This is a genomic window from Streptomyces hydrogenans (assembly GCF_014656075.1).
In the GTDB taxonomy this organism is placed as follows: Bacteria; Actinomycetota; Actinomycetes; order Streptomycetales; family Streptomycetaceae; genus Streptomyces; species Streptomyces hydrogenans.
This window is the reverse complement of the sequence record NZ_BNBS01000209.1, coordinates 1-7,351: the sequence shown is the minus strand read 5'-3', so window position 1 is coordinate 7,351 and position 7,351 is coordinate 1. Positions and strand designations below refer to the sequence as shown.

At 73.2% G+C, this 7,351-nt stretch carries 6 protein-coding genes; 4 read left to right on the top strand and 2 right to left on the bottom strand.

All coding sequences use genetic code 11. The features are described from left to right. Nucleotides 1-128: 128 nt before the first annotated feature. The gene (locus IE321_RS39840; protein ID WP_190226537.1) at nt 129-890 is read right to left on the bottom strand and encodes an SDR family NAD(P)-dependent oxidoreductase; all 762 of its coding nucleotides are present in this window, start codon (nt 888-890) and stop codon (nt 129-131) included. 146 nt (nt 891-1,036) lie between these two features. Between IE321_RS39840 and IE321_RS39835 the strand changes: the two genes are divergently transcribed. After that, nucleotides 1,037-1,705 carry a TetR/AcrR family transcriptional regulator gene (locus IE321_RS39835; RefSeq protein WP_190226536.1) on the top strand — a complete coding sequence of 223 codons (669 nt, stop codon included), beginning with the start codon at nt 1,037-1,039 and terminating at the stop codon, nt 1,703-1,705. Nucleotides 1,706-1,913: 208 nt separating this feature from the next. After that, entirely contained in the window at nt 1,914-3,815 is a 1,902-nt protein-coding gene (locus IE321_RS39830; RefSeq protein WP_190226535.1) for a rhamnogalacturonan lyase, read from the top strand. Between the two features lie 326 nt (nt 3,816-4,141). On the opposite strand, the gene IE321_RS39825 is transcribed toward IE321_RS39830, so the two are convergent. Continuing rightward, on the bottom strand, nt 4,142-4,597 hold the full coding sequence (locus IE321_RS39825) for an ATP-binding protein (protein WP_190226534.1): 456 nt from the start codon (nt 4,595-4,597) through the stop codon (nt 4,142-4,144). A 178-nt stretch (nt 4,598-4,775) separates the two neighbouring features. On the opposite strand from IE321_RS39825, the gene IE321_RS39820 reads away from it, so the two are divergent. Together IE321_RS39820 and IE321_RS39815 are read left to right on the top strand one after the other, a co-directional pair. Beyond that, on the top strand, nt 4,776-5,465 hold the full coding sequence (locus IE321_RS39820) for a TetR/AcrR family transcriptional regulator (protein WP_190226533.1): 690 nt from the start codon (nt 4,776-4,778) through the stop codon (nt 5,463-5,465). Between the two features lie 259 nt (nt 5,466-5,724). Continuing rightward, nucleotides 5,725-7,323, top strand: a complete 1,599-nt coding sequence (locus IE321_RS39815) for an MDR family MFS transporter (protein WP_190226532.1) — start codon at nt 5,725-5,727, stop codon at nt 7,321-7,323. The last annotated feature ends 28 nt before the right edge of the window (nt 7,324-7,351 follow it).

The following is a 7,351-nucleotide window of genomic DNA, read 5'->3' as shown; positions in this document are numbered from 1 at the left end:
GGCCGGGCCGTCCGGCGGGTGGGAGGCGCCGCCGCCCTCGTCGCCGAGCGGTCCCGGCGGGTCGGGCGTCCACCGGGGCGGCCTTCCGTCGGGGCCGTCGTCTTTCCCGGCGCCCCGACGGACACCGGTCAGACGGCCGACCAGCCGTCGTCGACCGGCAGGACCACGCCGTTGACGTTGCTCGCCGCGTCCGAGGCGAGGAAGAGGATCGCGGCGGCCTGCTCCTCGGGCTCGGCGAGGCGGCCGACGTTGACGAAATGGGGGCCGAGGGTCGTCGGGCCGTGGGCGCCCTGTTCGGCGGTGACGGCTATGTTGGTGCGCGTGCCGCCGGGGGCGATCGCGTTCGCGCGGATGCCCTTGCCCCGGTACATCACGGCGAGCGACCTGGTCAGCCCGACGACGCCGTGCTTGGAGGCCGCGTAGGCGCCGCAGGCCGCGCTGCCCCGCAGGCCCGCCTCGGACGCGGTGCTGACGATCGCGCCCCTGCCGGCCGCCAGCATGTGCGGCAGCACCGCCCGGGTCAGCAGGAACGGGGCGGTGAGGTTCACCCGGATGACCCGCTCCCACTCCGCGTCGGTGACGTCGGCCAGCGCCTGCATGCCGTCCATGATCCCCGCGTTGTTCACCAGCACGTCGAGCCCGCCGAAGCGCTCCACCGCGGTGGCGGTCACCGCGTCGACCACGGCCTGCTCGCTCAGGTCGCCGGTGACGGCGGCGGCCCTGCCGCCGCCCTCGCCGATCTCCACGGCGTCGGCCGCCGCGCCCTCGGCGTCGAGGTCGGCCACCACCACCCGCGCCCCCTCGGCGGCGAAGGCGAGGGCGGCGGCCCGCCCGATGCCGGATCCCGCTCCGGTGACGATGACGCTGCGGCCTGCCAGTCCCGTGCTCATGACGCTGCTCTCTTCTCGATGGGGAACGGGGCCTTCCGAGGCCCCGCCACCACTGTAACGAGTTAATGTCTCTGACTGACATAAAGTCCTCGGGGAGAATCGGCACCGTACGGAACGTGAGCGGAGCTATCGAGTCGGAGGGCCGTATGACCGCATCCCGGGGGCGCGCGGGAGGTACGGGGGGCGCGGGGCGCACGGGGCGGCCGCCCCTGACGGAGGAGCGCAAGGCGGAGATCAGGCTGGAGATCGCCCACGCCGCCGTGGACCTGTTCGTCGCCCAGGGCGTCGCGGCGACCACGGGGGAGCAGATCGGGCAGGCCGTGGGCGTCTCCGCCCGGACGGTCTGGCGGTACTTCCCGAGCAAGGAGGCCTGCGTCGCCCCGCTGTTCACCGCGGGCATCGACGCGATCGCCGCCTGCCTGCGCGCCTGGCGGCCGGGAACGCCCCTGGAGGAGGCGTTCGAGCGGGCCCTCGCGGGCGCGCCCCGGCCGGTCCGCGGCCCTGAGGGGCGCGCACCCGTGGGCGCCCTGGTCCGGCTCACCCGTACGGAACCCGCCCTGCGCGCGGTGTGGCTCCAGTCCTACGACGAGGCCGAGCCGGCCTTCGCCCGCGCCCTCGCCGACCGCGCCGGCCTGTCCCCGGGCGACCTGCGCCCCGCCCTCCAGGCGGCGATGCTGAACGCCGCCCTCCGTGCCGCGGTCGAACACCACGCCTGGGGCGAGGAGGTCCGGGCGGCCGACGCGGACGCCTCGGAGCGGGAGCTCGCGCGGGTGATGCGGGAGGCGCTGAGGGTGGCGGCGGGCGGACTCGCCTGAGGCGACGGGGGCTCGTCGACACGCCACGGGAAAGTCACGAATCCGCACACCGGCGAACAACAAGATGCGACAGGATTCTTGACCGGGCGTCAGCGGGTTCCTACGCTCGCACCGGTGTGGGAGCGTTCCCACACCCCTTCCGGGGTGGCCGTCACGCTCCTCGCGCACCGCGGGACACCGCCCTCGCCCCCACGCCACGGAGGTCGCCATGACGGACGCACGCCGCAGTTCCCACCCCACCCCGCCACCCCGCCGGGTGCGTGCCCGGTCCCGGATCCGGCTGCTGTGCGGCTTCACGGCCGCCCTCCTCGCCGTCTCCGCGCCCGTCGTCCTGCCGCAGACCGCACACGCCGCCACCGCTCGCCAGGTGGAGCGCCTCGACCGGGGGCTGACCAGCACCCCCACCGGCAGCGGCAACCTCGTCTCGTGGCGCTGGCTCGCCACCGACCCCGACAACGTGGCCTTCAACGTCTACCGGGGCGCCGTCAGGCTCACCCCCACCCCGCTCACCACCTCCACCAACTACCTCGACGCGGGCGCCCCGGACTCCGCCGACTACACCGTGCGCGCCGTCGTCGACGGCGTCGAACAGGCGTCCTCCGAGACCGCGCTGAAGTTCCGCTCCGGCCACCTGGACGTACCGATCTCGCCGCCCGCGGGCGGCACGACCCCGGACGGGGTGGCGTACACCTACGAGGCCAACGACGCCTCCACCGGCGACCTCGACGGCGACGGCAAGGCCGACCTGATCCTCAAGTGGCAGCCGACCAACGCCAAGGACAACTCGCAGTCCGGCTACACCGGCAACACGATCGTCGACGGCATACGGCTCGACGGCACCCGGCTCTGGCGGATCGACCTCGGCCGCAACATCCGCTCCGGCGCGCACTACACGCAGTTCCAGGTGTACGACTACGACGGCGACGGCCGGGCCGAGGTCGCCATGAAGACGGCCGACGGCACCCGCGACGGCACGGGCACCGTCATCGGGAACGCGTCGGCCGACCACCGCAACACGAGCGGCTACGTCCTCACCGGCCCCGAGTTCCTGACCATGTTCCACGGCCAGACGGGCAGGGCGATGGGCACCGTGGACTACGTCCCGGCGCGCGGCACGGTCTCGTCCTGGGGCGACTCCTACGGCAACCGCGTCGACCGCTTCCTCGCCGGCACCGCCTACCTCGACGACGCGCGCCCGTCCCTGATCATGGCCCGCGGCTACTACACCCGAACCGTCATCGCCGCCTGGGACTGGCGCGACGGCCGGTTCACCCGCCGCTGGACCTTCGACACCAACTCCTCCACCAACGTCGGAAAGGGCTACGACGGGCAGGGCAACCACGCCCTGTCGATCGCGGACGTCGACGCCGACGGCAGGGACGAGATCGCCTACGGGGCGATGACCGTCGACGACAACGGCTCCGGACTCTGGACCACCCGACTCGGCCACGGCGACGCCGGCCACCTCGGCGACCTCGACCCCGCCCGCCCGGGCCTGGAGTACTTCAAGGTCTCCGAGGACAAGACCAAGCCCGGCTCCTGGCTGGCGGACGCCCGCACCGGCCAGATCCTGTGGCAGACCGCCTCCGGCGCGGACAACGGCAGGGGCGTGGCCGGTGACATCTACGCCGGCAGCCCCGGCGCCGAGGCGTGGTCCTCCTCCGACACCACCCTCCGCTCCGCGTCCGGCGCCTCCCTCGGCCGCGAGCCCTCCAGCACCAACTTCCTCTCCTGGTGGGACGGCGACACCGTCCGCGAGCTCCTCGACGGCACCCACATCGACAAGTACGGCACCTCCGGCGACACCCGCCTCCTCACCGGCGCCGGCGTCTCCTCCAACAACACCACAAAGGCCACCCCGGCCCTCTCCGGCGACCTCCTCGGCGACTGGCGGGAAGAGGTCGTCTGGCGCACCGACGACAACACCGCCCTGCGCGTCTACTCCACGCCCCACCCGACCACCACCAGGATCACCACCCTGCTCCACGACACCCAGTACCGCACCGCCCTCGCCTGGCAGAACACCGCCTACAACCAGCCCCCGCACCCCGGCTTCTTCATCGGCGCCGGCATGCCCACGCCGCCGCGCCCCACCGTCACCACCCCCTGACCGGCGACCGGCACCCCCTCCCGGAGCGACGGGAGGGGGTGGGGTGCGTAGGCTCGCCCCCGACCGTCCGCACCGAAGGGAAGGTGACGCCGTGTCCCAGGAGGCACGCGACGCGCGACTGGGGCTCACCGGCCTGACGGGAGCACAACGAGAGGCCCGGGTAAGACTCCTGACGGAGCGTCTGGAGCGGGAGGCTGCCGCGGCACGGGCCGCGCTGGAGGCGCGGCGGGCGGGCGCACCGCCCGAGGAGCGAGGCGACGAGGTCCCGCCCTCGCCCTCAGGTCACCCCACGGCCTGACGGTCCCGCCCTCGCACCCGCCCCCACGTCACCCCACGACCTGACGGTCCGGCCGCCGCGCGCGTACGGGCCGGGGGAGGGGCACCGCGACCTCGGCCCGGACGACCTTGCCCCCGCCGGGGGAGGAGGAGGTGTCGACCCGGCTCGCGAGCCTGCGGACGATGCCCCAGCCCCGGCCGCGCTCGGACAGCGCGTCCTCCCGGTCGTCCCGGGGGACGGGGGGAAGGGGGGACCGGTCGCCGACGGCGACGGTGACCCGCGCCGCACGGCCGCCCCCCACCGAGACGGCGAGGTGGGTGCAGCCGCCGCCGTGCTCGTCGGCGTTGGCGACCAGCTCCGAGACGACCAGGAGCACCTCGGCACCGGCCTCGGCGTCGATCCCCTCGCCGGCCAGCCAGGCGCGGACATTGGCCCGGGCGAGGGACGGGCTCAGTCCGGAGCCGCCCGCGCCCTCGGGGGAGCCGTTCAGCCAGAAACCGGTCATGGCCCCGCGCGTCCTTTCGGGAGAGTTCCAGGAATGCCTCCAGGGTGCGCGGCTCGACGACGTCCGGCCCAGAGGAGAAGGGCACGCCTTAGCCTCGTCGAAAGACCCGCCGCGGCCCCTTCGGTGAGTGGCGGAAGTCAATTTTTGCAGGCCATGCATTTTTGCGTACCATGCACGCATGGCAGAGGGGGTGCCCGCTCGCGGCGGGCTCAGAGAACGCAAGAAGAAGGCGACCCGCGCCGCCCTGGCGGAGGCGGCGGTGCGCCTGGCGGCCGAGCACGGTGTCGAGAACGTCACCGTCGACGCCATCTGCGCGGCCGCTGGGGTCTCCACACGGACGTTCTTCAACTACTTCGACTCCCGTGACGAGGTCTTCGTCATGATCGGGGCGGACTCCGGCGCCCTCGTCTGCGACGACGTCCTCGCCGCCCCCGCCGGACGCGCCCCGCTGGACGTGCTCCGGGAGGCCCTGGCCGCCGAGCTGGAAGAGGTCGAGCAGCAGCACGAGACCTGGCGGCTCCACGCGGAGGTCCTCGGCTCCAACCCCCAGCTGCTCGCCCGGACCCTCGGCGCCCACATGGCCGACGAACTCCTCCTCGCGGAGGCGCTCGCCGAGCGCGTCGGCGCCGGCTCGCCGCTCTTCACCGAGGACCGCCCCGCCCACGGATCACCGCAGGAGCAGGAGCGCAGACGCGCGCTGCCGCTCTACCCCCGCCTCCTGGCGGCCGTCGGCGGCACCGCCGTCCGCATCGCGGTCGAGCACTGGTGCGTGCGGCAGGGCGAGACCCCCTTCGCCGAGGTCTTCCGGGAGACGTTCGAGCAGCTCGCCGCCGGCCTGCCCGAACCCCCGCGTCCCCCCGACGCCTGACGCCTGACGTCCACGACCACGTCCGAGCGGTCGTGCGCCCAGACCCGCACCCCCGGCGTCACCCCGACGTCCACACCGGCGGGTAGCCGAGGCGGACGCTCCCGAGCACCCGCCTCGCCCCCACCCCCTCGCCCGCCGAACGGATCCTCCCCGGAGCACCCCGACCCGCGCACGCGCACGCGGTCCTCCGGACAACGCACCACGTGAGAAGGATGTTGTGACCTCAACGACGGCGCCCGCAGAGGCGCCACCGACCTCGATGTCGGACCGACAGATACTCCAGGCCATGTCCGGCCTGATGGCGGGCATGTTCGTGTCCATCCTGGCCGGCACCGTGGTCGCCAACGCCCTGCCCAGGATCATCGCCGACCTCGGCGCCAGCCAGTCCTCGTACACCTGGGTCGTCACCGCCGAGCTCCTCGCCATGACGGCGACGGTCCCCCTCTGGGGCAAGCTCGCCGACCTCTACAACCAGAAGCTGCTGCTCCAGATCTCGCTGGGCCTCTTCGTGGTCGGCTCGCTGCTGGCCGGCTTCTCCCAGGACGTCGGGCTGCTCATCTTCAGCCGCGTCGCCCAGGGCATCGGCGCCGGCGGCCTCATGGTCCTGGCGCAGGTCGTGATGGCGGCGATCATCCCGCCCCGCAGGCTCGGCAAGTACGCCGGACTGTTCGGCGCCGTCTTCGCCGTCGGCACCGTCGTCGGACCGCTCCTCGGCGGCGTGCTCGTCGACACCTCCTGGCTCGGCTGGCGCTGGTGCTTCTACGTCGGCGTGCCGTTCGCGATCATCGCCATCGTGCTGCTCCAGCGGACCCTGAAGCTGCCGAGCACGCGCCGCGAGGCGAAGATCGACTACCTCGGTGCCTTCCTGATCGTGGCCGGTGTCTGCGCGCTGCTCATCTGGGTGTCGCTGGCGGGCAACAGCTTCGACTGGGCGTCCTGGCAGACCGCGGCCCTGACGGGCGGCGGAGTGGTCCTGCTGGCCGCCGCCGTTCTCGTCGAGTCCCGGGTGCCCGAGCCGATCGTCCCGCTCGGCATCTTCCGCAACCGCACCGTCACGCTGACGACCGTCGCCAGCCTCTTCGTCGGCCTGGCGATGTTCGCCGGCACGGTCTTCTTCTCGCAGTACTTCCAGATCTCGCTCGGCAAGTCCCCGACGGTCGCCGGCCTCATGAGCCTGCCGATGATCATGGGCCTTCTGGTGTCCTCCACGGTCGCCGGACAGTTCATCAGCAAGACCGGCCGCTGGAAGGCGTTCCTCGTCGCGGGCGGCATCCTGATGACCGCCGGCCTCGGCCTGCTCTCCACGATCGGCGCCGACACCCACTTCGGTCTGCTCAGCCTCTACATGGCGGTCATGGGCGTCGGCATCGGCATGATGATGCAGAACCTGGTGCTGGCCGCGCAGAACGACGTGCCCGCCTCCGAACTGGGTGCCGCCACCTCCGTCCTGTCCTTCTTCCGCAGTCTCGGCGGCACCATCGGCACGAGCGTGCTCGGCGCGATCCTCGCCAACCGGGTGGCCGCGGAGATGAGCAAGGGCCTCCAGGAGGCGGGCGTCCCCGCCGGCGGAGGCTCCGCCGGGCACGGTGCGGTACCGGACATGACGACCCTGCCCGCCCCGATCCGCGCGATCGTGGAGCACGCGTACGGCGTCGCCACCGGTGAACTCTTCCTCGTCGCCACCCCCTTCGCGCTCCTCGCGCTCGTCGCCGTCCTCTTCGTCAAGGAGAAGCCGCTGAAGACCACGAGCGGCATGGAACGCCTCGCCGAAGAGTCCGCCGCCGCGGCCCGGAACACCAGGACGGACCCGCCCCGCACCCCCGCGGGCACCTCGGCCGAACCCGCCGAGACGACCTGACACCTCAGGCGGCGGGCCGTCGACGGAC

What these genes read in the sequence shown, in the direction of transcription:
- IE321_RS39840 (WP_190226537.1), bottom strand. Translation starts at nt 890, where the DNA reads ATGAGCACGGGACTGGCAGGCCGCAGCGTCATCGTCACCGGAGCGGGA.
- IE321_RS39835 (WP_190226536.1), top strand. Translation starts at nt 1,037, where the DNA reads ATGACCGCATCCCGGGGGCGCGCGGGAGGTACGGGGGGCGCGGGGCGC.
- IE321_RS39830 (WP_190226535.1), top strand. Translation starts at nt 1,914, where the DNA reads ATGACGGACGCACGCCGCAGTTCCCACCCCACCCCGCCACCCCGCCGG.
- IE321_RS39825 (WP_190226534.1), bottom strand. Translation starts at nt 4,597, where the DNA reads ATGACCGGTTTCTGGCTGAACGGCTCCCCCGAGGGCGCGGGCGGCTCC.
- IE321_RS39820 (WP_190226533.1), top strand. Translation starts at nt 4,776, where the DNA reads ATGGCAGAGGGGGTGCCCGCTCGCGGCGGGCTCAGAGAACGCAAGAAG.
- IE321_RS39815 (WP_190226532.1), top strand. Translation starts at nt 5,725, where the DNA reads ATGTCGGACCGACAGATACTCCAGGCCATGTCCGGCCTGATGGCGGGC.